Here is a 19230-nt window from a genome sequence, read left to right as displayed (position 1 = left end):
TAAAACCCTTGCTAACGAATTAGAGATAGAAGCTGAAAATATTTCGATTGAGATGTTGTTTCGCTCATTTTATGATTTTAATCATGCCTCTAATCGAGAACTTGACCACGACCTTATTACTTATCTTACTTCTCATAAAAATCGAGATTTGGGAATTGTTAAATATCAACCCAAATCTCGATTGCGAGATCCTTTGGACTTATCTCCATACCCCAGTTGACATTTTGGCGTAGGCGTAGACCGTCGTAGACATCGCTTTAAGTTGTCACCAATGGACTCCGCCTGGGAATGCATTCATTGAGGCTCCGACTCAATTTTGACTAGAGGCAGAGCCTGGTAATTACGAATTACTCATCCATCTCTTTTAATGTAGCCAATGCCGATGGAGATAAACGACTGAGATAGCGGAATATCCAGTATTTAAAGATAGTGTTTAAAATCACAGGAAATGTCGCAATAAAGAAAAACATGACATTTCTACTGGCTGGCAAACCTAAATGTTCTGCTAATCCTTCAAGAAGGACTTCCCAGCCATCTGGTGAGTGAAATCCTACAAATATATCTGTAAACAGAATAATTAAAAAAGCCTTAGCACTATCGCTAAGACCATAGACAATGGTATCCATAAAAGACTTGAGAATCACAATTTCCCTTTTGCTGAGAGCGATGATTATACCAAAAGAAAATAGTGAGATTAAATCTGCAAAGACATTGCTAATATCGCTACTACTTTTAGTGTGAAATCCCTCAGCTATTTCCATTGCTTTGTCTTTAATTTTTCCTTTGATTATCTCTGAATCAAGTGGAGGTGCTTGCTTAAGTAAATATTCAAATTTTAATCCTTGCTCAAAATTATGTAATTCATGGAGAGCTTCTTTTTCCATATCAGAATTGATGAAAATTTGAGTTGTATTATCTCCTCTAATCCTTTCTAATATAGGAATAACTAAAAAATATTTAGATAAATTATGAGCTAAAATGGGTACAATTATTAGAGTTATTAAAAATCTCAGAGCAATTCTTGTCCTATTTTGAGAAATTCGGTAATTTCTCATAAATTCTTCTTCTGCATCCGGGGTAAAATCTGCTTTAATTCTATTAACTGTTTTGACTATAGACCTTGGAAAAGCTCCAGTCTTTTGGGATGGAGGTGTTGCTTGAATATCATTAATATTAGATGAGTCTGGCTGTTTGTTAATTTCGCTCCGGTTAATTTGTATGGCTTGAGAAGTTGATGCTAATGGGCTGTTGTTAATTAGTTTCTCTTTGATAGCGTACTTCTCTACAACTTCATCAATAACCTTCAACTTTTCTAATAAAACAGAATTAGAGATATTGACAAGTCCCCGACTAAGCTGGAATTCTGCAAGTCTGATCTTGATAATAGTTAAATTTTTATCAAGATATACTTGCCAGTAAGACATGACGTTTTCAGTATAATTTACTGATTTTAAAGATATTTTTTTGTTATCAAAATATTCTCTCTCAATGTTTCTAATTCTTTGAGCTGCTTGTTGAGCTTCTAAGAGTGCCCTTTCTGGTGTATTTAAAAACCAATGGTTAAGCGATCGCAAATATTCTTTGAGATTTCGGCGAAGTAAATTTGCTGTTTTGGCGAATGAATCTTTCATATAGATATGACTCTTTATATAATGTGTATTATAGTTATACAAACATGAAAAAAGTTGTGTCTCAGATTTTTGTAACAGAAAATTAACTCTGAGAAATTAATTTATTTCACTACTATAAATAATGTATGTAAATGATCTGTCAATTATGAAACTCAGTCTGTGCATGATTGTGAAAAACGAAGCAGCAACACTGCCTAAATGCCTGAACAGTGTCAGAAAAGTAGTGGATGAAATGGTAGTCTTGGATACAGGCTCAATCGATCGCACTCCCAATATTGCCCAACAACTCGGTGCAAAAGTCTATCATTTTAAATGGTCTAATGACTTCAGTGCTGCCCGGAATGCTGCTCTAAAATATGTCACTGGTGATTGGATTTTGGTATTAGATGCTGATGAAACTCTGACACCAGCAATTGTACCGCAGTTGCGAGAAGCGATCGCTAGAGATGAATACCTACTCATCAACCTCGTCCGCCAGGAAGTTGGTGCAGAACAATCTCCCTATTCTCTGGTTTCCAGGCTATTCCGCAATCATCCAGATATCCACTTTGACCGTCCTTACCATGCCTTAGTCGATGATAGTGTGTCAGCAATTTTAACCAAAGAACCCCATTGGCAAGTAGGTTATTTACCAGGGGTAGCACTTTTACACACAGGATATCAAAAAAGTGCGATCGCTCAAAATAATAAATATGCCAAAGCAGCTACGGCGATGTCAGGGTTTCTTGCGACTCATCCTGATGACCCCTATGTTTGCAGTAAATTAGGGGCATTGTATGTGGAAACTGGCAAAATTTCCCAAGGTATGGAGTTGCTCAGACATGGAATCACTGTTGCTGAAGAAAACTACGATATTTTATATGAACTCCACTATCATTTAGGCATTGCTTACAGTCGGTTGCAAAAATCCCCACAGGCTATTTCTCACTATCAAGCTGCTATCAAATTGCCAATTTACCCCATGCTCAAATTAGGAGCATACAACAACTTGGGTAACTTACTCAAAGCAGCAGGAGATTTCAACGGTGCGAAAACGGCTTATGCCACAACTTTGAAAATTGACCCTAACTTTGTTGTTGGACATTATAATTTGGCGATGACATTTAAGGCTTTGGGTTTATTTACAGATGCGATCGCATCTTATCAAAATGCGATCGCGTTAAATCCCAACTATGCCGAAGCGTATCAAAATTTAGGGGTAGTATTGCTGAAAGTTGGCAATCATCAAGATAGTTTAACAGCTTTTAGAAAAGCGATCGCTATTCATGAAAGGTATAATCCCGAAGAGGCGAAGAGACTACGCCAAGGGTTGCGAGAGATGGAATTGATGTAGATGTAAGAGGGCATTGGGCATGAGAGAGAATAACAAATGACAAATGACATTAAGATATTAGTATTAATATAAACTCCACCCGTTCTCAGTGGAAAAGGTGGAGTTAAGAAGTTGGAGAGTTAGTAAATTCTTCTCACAAATGACAAATGACAACTAACTAAATACGCGACTTGACAAATTTCTCCAATCTATCCATTCCCTTTTCAATCGTCGCCATATCTGTGGCGTAGGAAAGGCGAATGTTGTCATCAGCGCCAAAAGCAATTCCGGGAATGACTGCAACTTGATGTTTTTCCAAGAAAGCGTCACAAAATTCTAGGGATTTTAGACCGGTTTTGCTGATATCAGGGAACAGATAAAAAGCGCCATCTGGTTTTGCGGTACTCAATCCGGGAATGGCGTTGAGTCTGTCTAACATAACTTGTCGGCGTTTGGCGAAGGCTTGACGCATTTCTTCGACACAATCTTGATGACTTTCCAAAGCCGCGATCGCACCATATTGGGCAAACGTACACACGTTAGATGTACTATGCCCTTGGATGGTACTCGCTGCTTTAATGATTTCTACTGGCCCGGCTAAATAACCAAGTCTCCACCCAGTCATCGAATAAGCCTTTGCAAACCCATTACTGATCAAAGTGCGGTCAAAAATTTCCTTGCCTAGAGAACCGATGCTGATATGTTCTGCACCGTCGTAGAGAATCTTTTCGTAAATCTCATCAGAGACGACAAAGATATCTGCATCAACTACTACCTTCGCCAGTGCTTTGATTTCATCTGGCGTGTAAACCATCCCTGTGGGATTAGATGGGGAGTTGAGGATAAATAACTTCGTCTTCGGCGTGATTGCTTTACGGAGTTGTTCGGGAGTAATTTTATAACCCGTCGTTGCATCTGTAGAGACAATCACCGAAACTCCACCGACCAAAGTCACCATTTCGGGATAACTTAACCAGTAGGGCGCAGGGATAATTACCTCATCACCTGGATCAATTAGCGCCACTATCAAGTTGTACAGAGAATGCTTACCGCCATTGGTGACGATCACATTCTCTGACTTGTAATCAAGACCGTTATCAATTTTAAGCTTACGGGCGATCGCTTCCCTTAACTTTGGTTCTCCAGCTGCTGCACCGTATTTGGTTTTGCCTTCATCCAAAGCCTTTACTGCTGCGGCTTTAATATGCGCTGGAGTATCAAAATCTGGTTCTCCAGTGCTAAAACTACAAACATCTATTCCTTCTGCCTTCAGTGCCTTAGCCTTGGCTGCGATCGCTAAGGTTAATGAAGGTGTTACCTGACTTACTCTTGCTGCCAGCTTCATTCTTACTATATTTTGGCAAATCTTTCACTTATCTAAGGATATCCCAGAATCCGTACCAAGATTTGCTTTTTCTGAATTCGTTGGGGATTGGGAACTGGATAATTACGAAGAATTACTGACTCTTGACCCTTGACTCTTAACAATATAGTCTATGTAGTGTTTTGATTTTAGGGAAAACTAACTATATGCACTTCAAGAAACTTTTCATTGCATCTTCTCTGTTAATTACTGGTGTTTTTATACCTAATGCTGCCATTGCTCAAAATCGCGGTACTCCGGGTAAATTTGATTTTTATGTACTGACACTCTCTTGGTCGCCAGATTATTGTGCAGCAAATGGTACCCATGACCAGCAGCAGTGTGGTTCTGGGAGGAAACTTGGTTTTGTACTACATGGTTTGTGGCCGCAGTACCAAACTGGTTATCCTGCTAATTGTTCCACGCAAAAATTACCGTCGGAAGTAAAGCAGCAGTTTCCCAATTTGTATCCTAGTAATAAACTTTACGATCATGAATGGGAAAAACATGGTACTTGTTCGGGGAAAACTCCTGCGGAATACTTGGGATTCAGTAAAAAACTAAAAGATGCGATCGCTATTCCCGCAGCTTATAATCGTCCCAATAAACCCTTGCGTACCACAATTACAGATTTTGAAAATTCATTTGTGAGTGCTAATAATCAAATTACTGCTGATGGCATAGCACCTTTTTGTTCTGGTTCGGGAAGATTTTTGCAAGAAGTCTTCTTTTGTTATTCCAAAAACGGTGAAGCTGGTATTTGTAGCGCCGAGATTTTGAAGCGATCGCAAAAAAGTTGTGGTCAGCCAGATTTCTTACTGAGAAACGTTAGATAACAATGGGCATGGGGCAATTCAATTTTGGATTTTGGATTTTAAATTTTGGATTAAATTTCAATCTAAAATCCAAAATCTAAAATCTAAAATTCTTCCTCCCCTGCTCCCCCTGCTCCCCACAAGTATGATTTGAAGTTACTTAATTTATTCTTTACCATTACTTATTTATTTCTTAACTTATCTATCCTAATCTTCAAATGTAATTAGAACCCATTCTTATTTCGAGATAGTAGACGCAATCAGAGAATCTGTTCAAGGAGAGGTTATATTTATAACCATAATTTTTTGAGTAGTTCGCACAATTGCAATAATCCCAGGTTTTTTTCTTAGTTTTAATAGTTTTTTTTGTCACACAACTTGTTTTTGTCAGACTGCATTCTTGTCTTTTATTGGGAGTGCTAAATGGAATATTTATTTCTAGCTTTGGCGCTGGGTCTAGCACTCAGCTTTGAATTTGTCAATGGTTTTCATGACACTGCAAATGCAGTTGCTACAGTCATTTACACTCATAGCCTGAAGCCAAACATCGCCGTCGTCTGGTCAGGCTGTTGGAACCTAATTGGTGTGCTGACATCAAGTGGAGCCGTTGCTTTTGGCATTGTTGCCCTGCTTCCCGTTGAGTTGGTAATTAATGTTGGCTCAAGTGCAGGGTTTGCAATGGTGTTTGCACTTTTGATTTCGGCGATCATGTGGAACTTGGGAACTTGGTACTTGGGCTTACCTGCATCCAGTTCACATACGCTGATTGGCTCAATCATGGGTGTTGGTTTAGCAAATTCATTGTTATCTTCGGGTCATGTCTTTGGCGAGGGCGTAAACTGGGCAAAGACGCAGGAAGTTTTCACATCTCTACTGGTTTCGCCAATTGTTGGATTCACCTGCGCTGGACTGCTGTTACTGCTGGCAAAGAGACTGATCCACCGACCAGAGTTGTACCGTGCGCCAGAAGGGAACAAAACACCACCGCCTTGGATACGTGGTTTGTTAATCTTGACATGTACTGGTGTGAGCTTCGCCCACGGTTCAAATGATGGTCAAAAAGGTATGGGTCTGATCATGCTGATCTTAGTAGGCATTCTACCAGGTATGTTTGCACTGAATATGGATACCAACGCCGGAGCGATCGCTCAGTTGGCCGCTACGTCCAACTCTGTGATTCCAGTGCTGCAACAACAAGTGTCTGGAACATCCTTGAATGGCCAAAACATCACAGATGAGCTTTCCAACTTCCTTAAACCAACTGGCGAAGCCAACGATAAAACATTCGCAGCCCTTGCAGCCCAGAGTCGGACAATTGGAGATAAGCTTGCTGGTAAGACTAGTTTCAAGCAGCTTTCACAGGATGAGCTTGGCTCATTACGAACCGATATGTATCTAGTCGCTGGAACAATTGGGAAACTGGACAACCAGAAAAAATTAACCGATGCCAAACAAGAACAGGTGCTTACCGGCTATAAGAAGCAGTTGGATAAAGTAACCAAATTCATTCCCAATTGGGTAAAATTTGCCGTTGCCATTGCATTAGGTCTTGGCACAATGATTGGTTGGAAACGCATCGTGGTGACAGTGGGTGAAAAGATTGGCAAAGACCATCTTACCTACGCTCAAGGAGCTTCCGCCGAGTTAGTAGCTATGACAACTATTGGTGCTGCAGATTACTTCGGTCTGCCAGTCAGCACCACTCACGTCCTATCATCGGGTGTAGCGGGTACAATGGCGGCGAACCATTCTGGTTTGCAAGCGGACACCTTGAGAAATATTCTCCTAGCCTGGGTGCTGACACTGCCAGTTTGCGTACTGCTTGGTTCTGCTACATACGCCGGGAGCTTGTACATAGTCTTGAATATTCTGGGTTTGAAGTAGGAAATGGGAAATGGGGCATGGGGCATTGGGCATGGGGAAAAATTAAAAATTACCTCTTTCCCTCTGCTCCCTGCTCCCCACTCCCTGCTCCCCACTCCCCACTCCCTGCTCCCTGCTCCCTGCTCCCTGCTCCCTGCTCCCTAAGCTATAGTCACATCCGGCGATAAATAAACATCTTGAATGGCGTGAAATAGCTTCACACCTTCCTCAAAGGGACGCTGAAAGGTCTTTCGCCCAGAGATTAATCCTGAACCACCAGCACGTTTGTTAATTACAGCCGTGCGAACTGCTTCGGCGAAGTCATTTTTACCAATCGCGCCACCAGAATTAATCAGTCCCACACGCCCAGAGTAGCAATTCAGTACTTGGTAACGAGTTAAATCAATTGGGTGATCGGTCGTCAAGTCTGTATAAACCCGCTCATCGGTTTTGCCGTAACTCTTACCAGTGGCTTTGGCAACTGCACCATAACCATTGTTATTTTCTGGTAACTTTTGTTTAATTATGTCGGCTTCAATCGTCACACCCAAATGATTTGCCTGTCCGGTGAGGTCAGCAGCAAGGTGATAATCTTTATCTTCTTTAAAAGCGTTGTTCCGCAGATAGCACCAGAGAATAGTTACCAAACCCAGTTCATGAGCGCGTTTAAAAGCTTGGCTGATTTCGTGAATTTGTCTGGTAGACTGCTCTGAACCAAAGTAAATTGTCGCACCTACCGCCGCCGCCCCCAAATTCCAAGCTTGTTCCACATCAGCAAACAATACCTGGTCAAATTGATTGGGGAAAGTCAGCAATTCGTTGTGATTGATTTTGGTAATAAAGGGAATTTTGTGGGCATATTTGCGCGAAACTATACCTAATGTCCCCAAAGTGGTAGCAACAGCATTGCAACCTGCGGCGATCGCTAGCTTGACAATATTTTCTGGGTCAAAGTAAATTGGATTGGGCGCAAAAGACGCACCTGCTGAGTGTTCAATCCCTTGGTCTACTGGTAAGATAGACAGATAACCTGTGTTTGCCAGACGACCTGTAGAATAAAGTAGCTGGAGATTACGCAATACTTGGGGATTGCGATCGCTGTTGAGCCAGATTCGATCAACAAAGTCTGGGCCTGGCAAATGTAGTAAATCCTGAGAAACTTTTGCTTTGTAGGTAAGCAGGTATTCTGCCTCTTTACCTAGTAATGACTCAATAGAATTAGCCTCTTTGAGCGTTGTAGTCATAGTATTATCCTCAAAAATTGAGCAAATAACCTTGCTTTTAAGATAGCATTTCTAACATTGCTAACCTATTTGTACGGTCATTAATTATATGTATTCTTTCTGAATATATAGCAATTTTATTTTATAAGTGAAAATCAAAAGGCTGAGATTCCCCACTGATTTTAAGAAGTCGGGAATCTTGTTGTGAATGATTCAGTAGGGCTATACTACCGGAAGTATTCAATCAACTTTCAGAATTGATGTTTTCAACTTCAGTTACTAAGGTTAAACAGTACAATTATACTATCTTAGACTCATAGCTGAAAATTGAAAACCCATCTTCCCCCGATTGTGGTAATAATTTTGAACAGAATAAATATAATTCCATGAGTAAGTTTCAAATCGATATCGACTTCAGCAATATAGATTTAGCTTCCCTTGATACAGAAGACGATTTTCAAAGAGAGGCAAAAATATTACTACCAAAGGTACTAGTAAAACTAGGTGAAAGTGTAGGTGAAAAGACTTGGGAAGAATTACAGCAAAAGCTGCAAGGCACTGGAGGTAAACTCAAATCTTCTCCAAGCGAGAAACGTAAATTTATTCAAGAAACAGGAAGAACTTATCAACGAAATGCCAGTAATAGAGAAAGACAAGAACTGGAAGACTACATAATAGAGCAATTACGCCAGCACAAGCAATAAAGATCCACCTAAGCCTGATTTACGTGTTGACTTGAACAATTCACAACCCCTGCATCACCGAATTTTGGAAAATGGAATTGAAGATTCAAAAGCGTTCGACTGAGCACTCACGCCGAAGTCCAAAATTTAAAAAGGTCTGAGACTTGCGAATTTAAACGCGAGAATAAATCTAAGATTAAATAACAAGCCCCTGACTCCCTGACTTTATAACGGTTCTCGCTTGAGTGAGGTACAAGAACCCCACCCCCAACCCCCTCCCCGCAAGCGATGAGGGGGCTATGATGTACCTCATGTGATTAGTAAACGCTATAGCACTTGTCATTACCCACATTTTTGTAACAGTCAAAGTATCGCGTCCACCGATATCCCGCCCAGAACTTAAGTTCTGCGGCTCATAGCTTAAGTCCACTTAAGTGGACTTAAATTTTCCCTAACACACATCTAACCATCTACATGACTTAAAACCTTGTATTTAGTCCTCTTGAGAGGACTTAACCTATTAGCCTCGGAATTTATTCCAAGGCGGGTTGGTAACGAAGCGAGAGATTAAAAAGATATGGGTAACGACAAGGACTTGAGCATGGGGTCAATCTAAAATTTAAAATCTAAAATCCAAAATTGTGTGACTACCCACACTATCCCAGCCGCTACTAAAGGTACGCTGAGGTTATCTGTGCCGTGGGGTGAGACTGCCTCTGCTAGGGTTGCGAAAGTAGCAGTTACTACCGCCGTTAACAAAGCCCATCCTAAACCTAAAGGCGTTGCTAGGGGACTCAGCGACGAACCAGGTAGCAGCAACAGCACCAAAAAAATCACCACTGTACTCGCTACAAACATTGCTGCTGAACCCTCCCAGGAACGCACAGAATTTCCCACTTGGTATTTATGCTGCCCGAAGCGTCTGCCGATTAATGCTGCCAATGCATCACCCCAGGTCATCGCCATTATCCCAGCAACAGCGATCGGGGCGCTATCAACTGGCCCATCTGGTCGCCACAGTAGCGCGAATAGCAGCGTCACTGAGATAGCGAAATAAACCGTACCAGGTGAGCTATCTTGGGTATCCATTGCGCCAATGATTCGGTACCGGTAAAATAGGTAGTTGAGTCCGATAAAAGTAGCAAAAGGGATCATTCCGATTTCCCAGTGGTTAAACAGCAGCAGCACGCCGAAAACCCACATCCCTGCACCAATATGGATTACTTTGCGGGTCAAATCTGGCTTCACACCAAACAGTCTACGCAGTCCCTCGCCAATGACAAGCAGACCAGTAGCGTAAACATAAGAAATTGCTAGCCCGATAAAATCATTTGTCATTCTCCGCGTCTCCGTGTCTTTGCACCTTCTTCACTCTGACAATTCAAGCTCGCGTTAAACCTAAGCCCCTAACCCCCTTCCCGCATCGGGAAGGGGGAAAATTCAAAGTCCCTCTCCTTCTAGGAGAGAGAAATAGAAGTGAGGTTTTCCAGATACCGTGAAAAGTCTGCTCCCTCACTTAGGTCGATCGCTATTTCGTCTCAGATTCTTTTCTACTAACGAAACGCTGCCAATACCTTGAAGAATACCACGACCGATTAAACCTAAACCCCGACCAACTATTTGGGTAAGAATGAAGACTATACCGCTACCTATAAATGCTAATAGTGATTTTAAACGCGGTGCGATCGCATCACTAAATTCTAGGAGCAATGTCACTACTAAAGGAATATTAGAAAGTCTTACTAACTCCTGATTTCGAGGAGCATAAACTGAACTATTGGCAATGCCGCGAGGCGCAATTACAAATAGCTCATACCGACTTTCAAAAACGGCTTTTGGCTCATTTATATAATTTCTTAATCGATATTTCCAAGACAAATCATTTCTAAACCGTTCTATCTCTCTTGTGGAAATCAATTGGCGTCCATAAAAATTTTGCTTAATCTCTTCTACATCTGCTAAAGAATTTAGAAGTGGTTGCACTACTCCATTCGCTACCTGAATCAACAAGTTCTCTAAAATCATTAATGCTTGGGACTTGGCTTCAGCGCTCACTACTGGATAGGAGGTATTATCAATGTTTAATTCTGTTTGAAATAGTAGATAAGAATACAACTCACAAACTAGCGGGATTTTATTGAGAATATCTCTTTGTATAACCTCTGTATTTCGCAACAATAAATTAACAATCTCTATATTATTATCACCTAATTTTATCCGATAAAATTTACCAAAAAAATCTGTAATCGCTACTTGCCATAAATCGGTTATTAAGGTATGTTTTACTTCATACAATTGATTTATCTCTATTTGAGAAGCACGCAGTTCATCCAACTGTTCAGCCAATTTTTGCAGGATCAGATAAAGTAATTCCCGTTTTTTATCTTCACGAAAGATGTCAATTTCTAAAGGTACATCTGTTACATTTCGTAAAGAGAATTGAAGTTTGGTAACACAAGATGCAAATAAGTCAGATTCTAGTGTTCCTGGACTAAGTAAAGGTGATACAGTTTGCCTTTGTTGAATGGCGCTACTCAACGAAGGAGTCAGAGGCGACTCATCAGCAATGGGGGTATGTTCCTGTTGCCTTTCTTGTGATGAAAGCAACAACCGATTTAGCAACCAACGAGCCGCTAGCAGTTCTCGCCGCCGTCCAGCTAGAATTGCTCGATCTAATACTGGTAATCCGGGAACTTGTAATTGTGCTGTGACTACGGCTAGGGTAGCCTCAATGTAAGCAATTCCTGACAAACGTAAATTATTTCGCAGTCTGGAAAAGGGGAGTGGAGAGGAGACGCGATTAATCGCGTCTGTACAGGAGTTAGGAGAGACGCGATTAATCGCGTCTGTATAGGAGTTAGGAGTTATTATTGCTTCGGTATCCTGAAACCAATAGGAACCACCATCTGTAACTTCTTGCATGGCGGCGACTAACTCAGGAAGTGGTGTGCCTTTGGGACAGTAGCCATTTACACCAATAGATTTTGCAGCCAATAGCAGTCCTTGTTCTTGCACAGAACTGAGGAGCAAAATTGGCAGATTGGGATATAAGGCTCTGAGTTGCCGACAGAATTGTAAACCTAGCTGTTGACTGGTGGTGGAGCGACCATTACCGAATTCCAAAACCACTAAATTTACCTGGTTAGGGTCTTTTTGGGCAATTTCTGCTAAAATCTGCAAGGCAAGAGTGTAAGTTTCTACCACTGCGATCGCTTCCAGGTGAGGAATTGCTTCCAGACCTACCCGTAATCCCAAAAGAAAAATTGGGTCTTGGTCGATTAACAATAATTTTACAGGGCGATCGCTCATAGTTTACTCAATTACACAAGCACTGTTTTTTAGCAATCAGAAAACAGCTTTGATCCAAAACTTTGTCTTTCCCATTGTTACCTGTTTTCGCAAACTGATAAATCGATCATAATTGCCATAGGCAGCCTTCACTGTGTAATTAGATGAACCTCAGTATTCGGCACTGGTTGGCAGAACGCCATATCGTAATCAATCAAATCAGCGGATTTTCAACAGGGCAATTGGCAGGTATTACCTACCGAATTGTTCAGGATATGGAAGTCAAAAGCCTGATGCCTTTTGATATCTGTACCTTGGTAGAGGTTTTAGAACTGCCTTTTGGGATTGTTCGGGAAGAAATCAGTGTCATTTCTCAGTTGACAGAAAACCTGTTGCGTAGCCTCAGCCAAAAAAAACCATTAAAACGTAACGAAGGCACATGGCTAGCGTTTCAAATTGCCTATCTCCAGGCTTTGCAAGCAATTTTAGAGCAGGAAGCAAGCCTACAAAGACCGTGGCTAGACCGGGCAAGTATACCCCTTCAACCACAAATACTTAAAGAAGACGTGGGTAAACTTGTTCTCCAAGATCCGCAACTGCAAGGATTACTGAAAACTCTCAGCCCAGGCAAATTGACTGACACTCAAGCGGAACAAGCACTATCTTTGGTTGCAGATTCATTACTAGTACAACAAATAAATAATGCTGCGATCGCTTGGTTAGTTGCTAATGGTGCAGAGGAACCTGAAGCTAAACTCCTAACACAGCGTTTAGTCAACTCACTTCCTGGTCATTTACTGATAGTCGTTACCGAGAATGCTGCACCTTTAGCCCAACTGCAAAAATTTTTCCGTTTGGGAATTTCATTATCTCCCAGTTTGATCACCCCAGAAGGTGGTTCTACAGTCGGTGAGAAAATTGATTTGCACCGAGAACATTACCGGGCAAGTTTGATTCAAAACCTGAGTATGCCGTTGCTGATGGAATCCTTTGCCCTTAAGGATATCTATGTGCCACAAAAAGGCTTACCAATAGAGGAAAGTATTTCTGAGCCAGATAAAAAAACTATTAAACCAGTTGATTTAAAGATATGGGCGCAGGAACAGCTAGCTGATTTAGAAACGATCGCTGTTATTGAGTCGGAACCTGGTTATGGAAAAACTAGTTTTTGCCAACTTTGGGCAGCACAGGTAGCACAAGAATTATACCCTACTTGGATGCCTGTATTAATTAGGTTACGGGATGTAAAATATGGTAAAACTTTAATCGAAACCCTGAATTCTGCTTTTCCGATTAATCTTTCAACTTGGTTAGAGCCAGAAAATCCCCGGTGTCTGTTACTGCTGGATGGTTTGGATGAACTACCCCCTTCTGTCCAGGGTATAAAGGCACAAGGAATTTTTATTCAGCAATTACTGAACTTTCAATCTCAGCACCGACACAAAATTGTGTTGACAAGTCGCTCAACGACATTACCGAAAATCGTCTCTGAATTACCGCAATTGTTGAGGCGAATTATAATTCAGCCGTTGGATGCGGAAGAACTCAAACAATGGTTTCAGCAATGGGCAAAAGTGCAATCGTTGCCCATTGCCCAAAATTTCTTTACATTCTTAAAACAGACAGGCTTATTTGTGAGCCAATCAAAATCAAAAGAATTATCTGTCCTTGTCCGTCAACCTCTAATGTTGCATTTATTGGGCATTTTACACCGCGATGGACTACTAGATGATGAACTATTGCAATTAGATGCTAATACCCCAAAGTCTTTTCTACTATGGGAAATTTATCATCGCCTGAGTCGATGGTTATTGGGCTATCCGCTAATTGGCGGTATTAAGACAATGCTACTGCGCTCAGGATCGGCTCATATCAACCGAACTCCAGAAGCGATCGCTAATTTACTCGCAAGTCGTCATCCCCAAGATTTTCTTGAGCAGATGCAAGCGATCGCTCTAAAAATTTTACACTCGCAACGTCATCAAATTAATGTCGCTGAGGAATTAAATACTCTACCAGGGCTTTATTTTAAAATTCGGGATTTAGAAAGCTCAGGCAAAGCCGCAACAGAAGGTAGTTTAATTGAGTTTTCGCATATCAAGTTAGGAGAATTTCTTTGTGCAGAAGCTATTGCTGCCCAACTTAAATTTCTGACTCAGCGCCAAGATGAGGCTTATGGTACGCTCACTTTTGTGCTTGATTCTCCCAATAGCGTAGCCCAGTATATTTACAATTTACTAGGTTACGGGATACTTAGCCAAGAAATTGAAGAACTGGCGATCGCAGGATTGCGCCAGCAACAAAAGCAAAAATTTTCCTTTGAAGTTTTGTTTCAACGTCTTTTGTCTTTCTGGCGTGCTTACTGTCAAGGTCGTTGGTTAGATGAAGGGATAGCCCACAAAGCCTTGACTCATTTTCACGCACTGCAAAACCCGGTGAATGTTGAGCAGGTGAATGCTGCTGTGGGACTGAATGTGTTTTTATTGCTTTGTGCTTGCTACCGAGAAACAAAAGTTCCTTTTTGGCCTTGTGGTAATCCAGTCAATTTGGCAGAATTCAATCCAGAGGCGCTGAGTACGCTAATTGCTAGGACAACGGTTTTGCATAAAAGTGCCTTCGCAACCCGAATCAAGTCTCTAGCTGGACTCAACTTATCGGGAGCCTCTTTGTTGCAAGTGATGTTAACTGGGGTAAATCTTGAGCAGACAAACTTATCTAATGCGGAGTTAATCGGGGCGAATTTAGCTGGAGCCAATTTGCAACAAGCGAACCTCGCAGGTGCAAACCTCCAACAAGCAAACTTTACAGGTGCAAACCTCCAACAGGCAAACCTTACAGGCGCAAACCTACAACAGGCAAATCTTATGGGGACAAATCTTGATTGGGCGAATTTTACCAACGCCTGTTTATTTGATGCCATTCTCGCTGAGACTGACAAAAAATTGGCCGCTGATAATGGTGCTTTATTCTCCAAAGAGTCGTTTCAAAGACAGAAACATTTGCGTAGTTTACCGCCCCAGCCCTCCTTAAACACCATAAAAATCACAGAAAACACAGATGCTAATTGGAACAACACCCCTGCGATCGGACTAATTGAAAGCTGTGAAGGCACGATTTTACCAGTAGATTTATATGATGATGATGATGATGCCGATGATGAGACAGTTTTTGGTAAGAACTCCATTGATGAGACTAATGGTTATTAGGTTTTATTGCCTAGTGAAGCTATAATCCCAACTAGAGAAGACTCCAAACTCCTGTACCGACGCGATTAATCGCGTCTCTACTCCTGTACAGACGCGATTAATCGCGTCTGTTAACTCTTATGAGCCTTCTTGCGGGTTACGGTAGCCAAAAAAGTTAATACTGTAGTCAGTAATTCGCACTCCTGTTTCTTCTTCAATTCTGCGGATCAAATCTTCTGGAAGTTCCACATGAACATCAAGAATTTGATTTGTATCCACACAGTTTATATGACTGTGAGAGTCACTGATATTGCCGTATAAACGGCCATCGCAACGTTCAATACACTCAATGATATTTTGACTAGATAATGCTTCTAAATTTTGATAAACAGAAGTGTGACCGATCTCTTTACCTTCTAGATTCAAGCGATCGTAAATCTCTCTGGCAGAAAGATGTTCATTTGCTTGCCAAAGTAATTCCAGAATAAAGCGACGCTGACGACTGACGCGCATACCGAGGATTTGACACCGATCAAGCGCATCTTCTAGGGAACGAATTGGTTTTGGAGAAATTGTTTGTTTTTGCATATTTTACAGCTTCTTAACTGTTGAGGGAATTTTCCCATCTAAATGTTTATTGGTTAATTAATATATGCAATAATATTGCACATCGCTCTTTTACCTGTACTTGTGTTTTTGCTTTTGATGCTGCGGAAGTCACAGGTGGCGATAATGATTTTTTGCTTGTTGACGGCTACTTTATCAGACCTTAATCTAAAACAAACTCATTACAACTTTAACTTAAAATTGCTGTAAATGTCCACCTTGGTGCAGGCTTTACCTTTCCCAAGTAGGCTAATTCTAATTGCATACCATGTTAATCCTGTAGTAATTGTTAGCGTTGTACAAATGCGGGATGAATCAGTTAAATACGGGTATTTCCCTATACTCTAAATAGTAAAGTAATAAACAAATTGAGTATTTAAGTATATCTACTGGTTTAGAATAGCATAATGTTTTTCGATCTAGTCGTGCGAGATAATGACGTAAATGCGTACTTCTATTATGCAACACCGTCTAATAGAGCTAGAGTTCTTTGCTAAAGCGTTAAAATTTATAACACTTCAAAACTGAACTGTCACTAGTGGGGATACTATTACTAAACTAAGTAGTTTTTTTGATAGAGACTGCACGGGAAAATAGCAGAGGTTAGAGCAATGGATGAGCGTCATCGTTACTTACAAATCGCTCTCATTATTGTCGGAATTGTCTTTTTACTTATTTATCCTCTGATGAAGATATGGGCATCAGGCTGGTTATGGCAACCTGGTCAGTACGAATATGAACAAATGATCATTGGTGTTTATGCGACGCTTGGTGTCTTTTTGCTGTTGGCTTCTCAACAACCAGAAGCGAACCTCAGTTTAATCTGGTTCACTGTTTGCTCAAGTTTAGTCCACGGGCTAATTATGGCGGTACAAGCAGTAATTGATCCTGCTGAACGTGGACACCTATTTGGTGATGTTCCAGCATTGTTATTGGTAGCAATTGTCCTTGCCTTCCTGATGCCGCGCAAAGTGATGTCTAATGATTCGTCAAGAAAACTTTGTGCTACTGAAAGTCCATCTAGCGTCAATCCCTGAAAGCTGCTACTGTAGATTGTCGATCCTACACTTGAGCATCAAGAAAGTGGCTGCTGAATCAATGACAATTGCGATCGCACTCAATAACGACTTCATTAATAATCTGGATCTGTCGCCTGCGTCAACGGTGATTGAACAACTGCTGCAAGATGGGGTGGTGTCCCATGAACAGCAGCTACGCTTTGATATCAATTACGATCTCGAACCTACTGATCCACGAGAACTATCAGAAATCCCAGAAGTGCGCCTGTGGTTTGTGCGCCTAGATGCTAAATACCCTTGGTTGCCATTTTTACTAGATTGGAAAGCTGGGGAATTCGCTCGTTATGCCGCCATGCTTGTACCACACCAGTTCAGTTCCCAAGAAGGCATTCAGTACAACCCTGAAGCCTTAGAAATATTTTTGATGCACAAAATCTTTATTTTAGGTGATTGGCTAAAACAGCAGGACATCCCCAGCCTATCACGGCTGAAGTCCATGGCCCAAATGCTGGGTTATGAATTAGATGATGCTTTTTTTGGGATATTTTAAATCCCCCACTGATTGCATTCAGAATACAGTATTCTGTATTAGAATACTGTATTCTGTATTCTGTATTCTCTTTTAAACTAATGCCTTTAGTAAAGCCTGAAGTTTAAGTTGCACCTCTGCAAACTCCTTGTGAGGATCAGATCCAGCTACGATACCAGCACCAGCATACAATCTCGCGCGATCGCCATCAATTAATGCAGAACGAATTCCCACAATAAACTCGCAGTTCCCCTGAGAATCTATCCAACCCAGAGGCGCAGCATATAAACCCCTTTCAAAACTTTCATAACGACGGATTTCCGCACAAGCAACATCTCGTGCTGCACCGGCGACGGCTGGTGTAGGATGCAATTGTCCGACAATCTTTAATGGATGGATGTTAGTAGGAACTGTAGCACTTATTGGTGTCCATAAATGCTGGATATTAGATAATTGTCGCAGGCGCGGCGCTAATATTTGGGGTGATAAACCTAGCTGGAATAGAAGTTGAGTTATAAAATCAAGTACCAGCGAATGCTCGTGCTTTTCTTTTTCACTATTGAGTAAGCGATTGGCATTAGCTGCATCTTCAGCAGGGGTTTTACCTCGTGGTGCAGAACCAGCCAAAGCATCAGTGATTAACTGTTGATTATTAATACTAATTAATCTTTCTGGACTTGCACCAATAAAATTTTGTCCTTTGCCATTACTTGTAGAAAAAATATAACAATTAGGATGTATTTCCCTAAGATTATTTAAGGATTTAACTAAATCAAAGTGGTTACTTGACTTGACATCTAATATATCTGCTAAGACAATCTTGCTTAAATGACTAGACCGAATTTTTTCCAAAGCAGATACTACTGAACGTTTAAATTGAGCAGCATTCGTGACAGATTTTTTGTAGAACTTTCCTGGAAAATAATCAATATTAGCAGGGTAATATTCTAAAGATTGGATAAATTCAATTTTATTTTGCAGATTCTCCAACAACCTTTCAATATTTACATTTGCATTGATAATTATATTTGTTACTAATATACATCGCTGATTTTTTACAGCTACTTGCCAACGTGGAAGAAAGATGGTAGCAGATGGAAATGGATAATCTAGTTGGGTATTTTTATCAAAAAAACTGAAATAACAAAAAAAGTGAGGCCCAGAAAAAGGTAGGTTAGCGTTACCAAAATTAATTATTTTTTTTAGGCAAGATTTGATAAAATATTCTGCTTGAGTAAAACGGTCTGCGCCATCAATCTGTAATTTTGCTACAGGATCAATTGCCGCGATCGCTTCTCCTTTACCTTTGTCCTCAAAGTAAAAATTTATTTCATTTGCTTGTGTAAGTTTATCCAATACAAGTAAGGGGTCAACTAAATCGATCTCTTGAGAGATACTGACAATTTGCCTGCAATTATTTTTGACGCACTTTTCTTGCACTGCTACCAAAAATTGATATAAATCTTTGTGGTCTACAAAGAGTTTGCTACGACATGGTGAAACTGTCATGGATCTATAGTAAATTTTTTTTAAGTTAACTTCCTAAAGTGTAATTAATCATGGTCGTATTTCTACAGTTAACATATTAAGTTGTCATTTCACCAGCGTAGAATTTGTCTTGTTTGTGGTGTTCATAGACCCTAACAAGCCAGTTCCAGCCTTGGGCTGTAAGCGTGAGGGTGGAGTGTTAACAATGTAAGATTAACGAGCCAC

Annotated in this window: 14 protein-coding genes and 1 pseudogene; 7 read left to right on the top strand and 8 right to left on the bottom strand. The window is 40.8% G+C overall.

From position 1 onward, the window contains the following. Nucleotides 1-347: 347 nt before the first annotated feature. A complete protein-coding gene (locus tag V7K31_RS06815; RefSeq protein WP_335093349.1) occupies nt 348-1631 on the bottom strand; it encodes a proton extrusion protein PcxA in 1284 nt (427 codons plus the stop codon). Nucleotides 1632-1776: 145 nt separating this feature from the next. On the opposite strand from V7K31_RS06815, the gene V7K31_RS06810 reads away from it, so the two are divergent. Next, nucleotides 1777-2964, top strand: coding sequence for a glycosyltransferase (locus V7K31_RS06810; protein ID WP_335093347.1), 1188 nt, complete (start codon nt 1777-1779; stop codon nt 2962-2964). A gap of 157 nt (nt 2965-3121) precedes the next feature. On the opposite strand, the gene V7K31_RS06805 is transcribed toward V7K31_RS06810, so the two are convergent. Continuing rightward, nucleotides 3122-4288, bottom strand: coding sequence for a pyridoxal phosphate-dependent aminotransferase (locus tag V7K31_RS06805; protein WP_335093346.1), 1167 nt, complete (start codon nt 4286-4288; stop codon nt 3122-3124). Between the two features lie 185 nt (nt 4289-4473). Here V7K31_RS06805 and V7K31_RS06800 point away from each other — a divergent pair, with 185 nt between their 5' ends. Continuing rightward, the gene (locus tag V7K31_RS06800) at nt 4474-5142 is read left to right on the top strand and encodes a ribonuclease T2 family protein (RefSeq protein WP_335093345.1); all 669 of its coding nucleotides are present in this window, start codon (nt 4474-4476) and stop codon (nt 5140-5142) included. 402 nt (nt 5143-5544) lie between these two features. Beyond that, nucleotides 5545-7005, top strand: a complete 1461-nt coding sequence (locus V7K31_RS06795) for an inorganic phosphate transporter (RefSeq protein ID WP_335093344.1) — start codon at nt 5545-5547, stop codon at nt 7003-7005. Nucleotides 7006-7145: 140 nt separating this feature from the next. Here V7K31_RS06795 and V7K31_RS06790 read toward each other — a convergent pair whose 3' ends face one another. Further along, nucleotides 7146-8228: a class I fructose-bisphosphate aldolase gene (locus V7K31_RS06790; RefSeq protein WP_335093343.1), complete on the bottom strand. Its 1083-nt coding sequence runs from the start codon at nt 8226-8228 to the stop codon at nt 7146-7148. Between the two features lie 365 nt (nt 8229-8593). Here V7K31_RS06790 and V7K31_RS06785 point away from each other — a divergent pair, with 365 nt between their 5' ends. Beyond that, a complete protein-coding gene (locus tag V7K31_RS06785) occupies nt 8594-8911 on the top strand; it encodes a hypothetical protein (RefSeq protein WP_335093342.1) in 318 nt (105 codons plus the stop codon). A gap of 591 nt (nt 8912-9502) precedes the next feature. Here V7K31_RS06785 and V7K31_RS06780 read toward each other — a convergent pair. After that, nucleotides 9503-10228: a diacylglycerol/polyprenol kinase family protein gene (locus V7K31_RS06780; RefSeq protein WP_335093340.1), complete on the bottom strand. Its 726-nt coding sequence runs from the start codon at nt 10226-10228 to the stop codon at nt 9503-9505. Between the two features lie 174 nt (nt 10229-10402). Continuing rightward, nucleotides 10403-12199 (bottom strand): DUF3685 domain-containing protein, encoded by a 1797-nt coding sequence (locus V7K31_RS06775; protein WP_335093338.1) that lies wholly within the window; start codon nt 12197-12199, stop codon nt 10403-10405. Between the two features lie 143 nt (nt 12200-12342). Between V7K31_RS06775 and V7K31_RS06770 the strand changes: the two genes are divergently transcribed. Next, nucleotides 12343-15384, top strand: coding sequence for a pentapeptide repeat-containing protein (locus tag V7K31_RS06770; protein WP_335093336.1), 3042 nt, complete (start codon nt 12343-12345; stop codon nt 15382-15384). Nucleotides 15385-15501: 117 nt separating this feature from the next. Here V7K31_RS06770 and V7K31_RS06765 read toward each other — a convergent pair whose 3' ends face one another. Then, entirely contained in the window at nt 15502-15951 is a 450-nt protein-coding gene (locus V7K31_RS06765; protein WP_335093335.1) for a Fur family transcriptional regulator, read from the bottom strand. A gap of 333 nt (nt 15952-16284) precedes the next feature. Then, nucleotides 16285-16422: pseudogene (locus V7K31_RS06760) on the bottom strand (IS1 family transposase); the annotation flags it as partial. 158 nt (nt 16423-16580) lie between these two features. On the opposite strand from V7K31_RS06760, the gene V7K31_RS06755 reads away from it, so the two are divergent. Together V7K31_RS06755 and V7K31_RS06750 are read left to right on the top strand one after the other, a co-directional pair. Next, nucleotides 16581-17006 carry a DUF6632 domain-containing protein gene (locus tag V7K31_RS06755; RefSeq protein WP_335093333.1) on the top strand — a complete coding sequence of 142 codons (426 nt, stop codon included), beginning with the start codon at nt 16581-16583 and terminating at the stop codon, nt 17004-17006. 61 nt (nt 17007-17067) lie between these two features. Beyond that, entirely contained in the window at nt 17068-17538 is a 471-nt protein-coding gene (locus V7K31_RS06750; RefSeq protein WP_335093462.1) for a CRR6 family NdhI maturation factor, read from the top strand. A gap of 72 nt (nt 17539-17610) precedes the next feature. Here V7K31_RS06750 and V7K31_RS06745 read toward each other — a convergent pair whose 3' ends face one another. Next, nucleotides 17611-19026 carry an isochorismate synthase gene (locus V7K31_RS06745; RefSeq protein WP_335093332.1) on the bottom strand — a complete coding sequence of 472 codons (1416 nt, stop codon included), beginning with the start codon at nt 19024-19026 and terminating at the stop codon, nt 17611-17613. Between the last annotated feature and the right edge of the window lie 204 nt (nt 19027-19230).

It is taken from the genome of Nostoc sp. (assembly GCF_036917675.1).
In the GTDB taxonomy this organism is placed as follows: Bacteria; Cyanobacteriota; Cyanobacteriia; order Cyanobacteriales; family Nostocaceae; genus Nostoc.
The sequence above is the reverse complement of the archived record's forward strand: the minus strand, read 5'-3'. Positions and strand labels throughout refer to the sequence as shown.

Coding starts and splice junctions, on each gene's coding strand:
- V7K31_RS06770 (WP_335093336.1), top strand. CDS start 12,343: ATGAACCTCAGTATTCGGCACTGGTTGGCAGAACGCCATATCGTAATC.
- V7K31_RS06815 (WP_335093349.1), bottom strand. CDS start 1,631: ATGAAAGATTCATTCGCCAAAACAGCAAATTTACTTCGCCGAAATCTC.
- V7K31_RS06800 (WP_335093345.1), top strand. CDS start 4,474: ATGCACTTCAAGAAACTTTTCATTGCATCTTCTCTGTTAATTACTGGT.
- V7K31_RS06780 (WP_335093340.1), bottom strand. CDS start 10,228: ATGACAAATGATTTTATCGGGCTAGCAATTTCTTATGTTTACGCTACT.
- V7K31_RS06795 (WP_335093344.1), top strand. CDS start 5,545: ATGGAATATTTATTTCTAGCTTTGGCGCTGGGTCTAGCACTCAGCTTT.
- V7K31_RS06810 (WP_335093347.1), top strand. CDS start 1,777: ATGAAACTCAGTCTGTGCATGATTGTGAAAAACGAAGCAGCAACACTG.
- V7K31_RS06745 (WP_335093332.1), bottom strand. CDS start 19,026: ATGACAGTTTCACCATGTCGTAGCAAACTCTTTGTAGACCACAAAGAT.
- V7K31_RS06750 (WP_335093462.1), top strand. CDS start 17,068: ATGACAATTGCGATCGCACTCAATAACGACTTCATTAATAATCTGGAT.
- V7K31_RS06775 (WP_335093338.1), bottom strand. CDS start 12,199: ATGAGCGATCGCCCTGTAAAATTATTGTTAATCGACCAAGACCCAATT.
- V7K31_RS06755 (WP_335093333.1), top strand. CDS start 16,581: ATGGATGAGCGTCATCGTTACTTACAAATCGCTCTCATTATTGTCGGA.
- V7K31_RS06785 (WP_335093342.1), top strand. CDS start 8,594: ATGAGTAAGTTTCAAATCGATATCGACTTCAGCAATATAGATTTAGCT.
- V7K31_RS06790 (WP_335093343.1), bottom strand. CDS start 8,228: ATGACTACAACGCTCAAAGAGGCTAATTCTATTGAGTCATTACTAGGT.
- V7K31_RS06765 (WP_335093335.1), bottom strand. CDS start 15,951: ATGCAAAAACAAACAATTTCTCCAAAACCAATTCGTTCCCTAGAAGAT.
- V7K31_RS06805 (WP_335093346.1), bottom strand. CDS start 4,288: ATGAAGCTGGCAGCAAGAGTAAGTCAGGTAACACCTTCATTAACCTTA.